Below are 819 nucleotides of genomic sequence, written 5' to 3'. Positions count from 1 at the left end.
TGAGCAACGGTGGGAGACGTGCGTCCGCAGGGCGGGAAAACGCGCCATGCGCCCACCATCACGACCGTCATGCATAGATCGCGGCTATCGAGAGTGGCGCGAGACGGTGCTTCTCAACAGCCTGCTAATGCGGGGGCAATTGCTTCTTGTTCGGGCGGCGTATAGCGCTGTGCACGCTGAAAGTAGAACGGGCGCTCTGCGAGAGAGTGGCCTACGTCGGCACCAGACTCGGCCATAAACGAAAGGATGTCTTCTTTGATCCGATCCACGACTATCTCCATGTGAGTTCTAACGCTGGAATTAAGCGGCGTGCGGCTTTTCGCACGTCCGCTTGAATGAGTGGTTAGCCTGCGCAACCCCGGTGCGTGCGACACCCAGAAAGTGCAGCTCTAGAAAAATGTGCAGATCCTCGTCAAACACACAGACATTTGAACGTGGTTGAAGGCGTTGCGCAAGAACGCTTGCTGCATCTTCGCGCGGAATGGCAAGAGCTTCATGCCGACTCAAGGACAGCCAGAGCGTTTGTACGGGAAAGGTCGCCTCGACGAGATTTTGCAAACGAGGGATGTCAATGTCGAGGCCGTCGCCAACAAGCACGTACTCGTTCTCGCCATGCTTGTCCCAAGCGATGGAGAGATAAGCTCGTGGGAATACCTGGTTCAGTACGCGACTATCCATATGGAAGGCTAACGCTTAGGGAAACTCTGATTTTGCCCCGTGGTCGAAGCTCGACCTGAGGACGGATGTTACGCGATGACGCCGAAGCAGATGAGCCTGTCGATGGAGCACGACGCCGGTTTCGAACGGCACCGCAAGGCG

At 56.7% G+C, this 819-nt stretch carries 2 protein-coding genes; both read right to left on the bottom strand.

Features of this window, described 5'->3' with window-relative positions:
• Positions 1-113: 113 nt before the first annotated feature.
• Positions 114-269 carry a hypothetical protein gene (locus tag B0E52_RS18480; protein ID WP_168174101.1) on the bottom strand — a complete coding sequence of 52 codons (156 nt, stop codon included), beginning with the start codon at positions 267-269 and terminating at the stop codon, positions 114-116.
• A gap of 31 nt (positions 270-300) precedes the next feature.
• A complete protein-coding gene (locus B0E52_RS18220; RefSeq protein WP_139351527.1) occupies positions 301-678 on the bottom strand; it encodes a hypothetical protein in 378 nt (125 codons plus the stop codon).
• Positions 679-819 lie beyond the last annotated feature (141 nt).

The organism is Rhodanobacter sp. C06 (assembly GCF_002001105.1).
In the GTDB taxonomy this organism is placed as follows: Bacteria; Pseudomonadota; Gammaproteobacteria; order Xanthomonadales; family Rhodanobacteraceae; genus Rhodanobacter_A.
The sequence above is the reverse complement of the archived record's forward strand: the minus strand, read 5'-3'. Positions and strand labels throughout refer to the sequence as shown.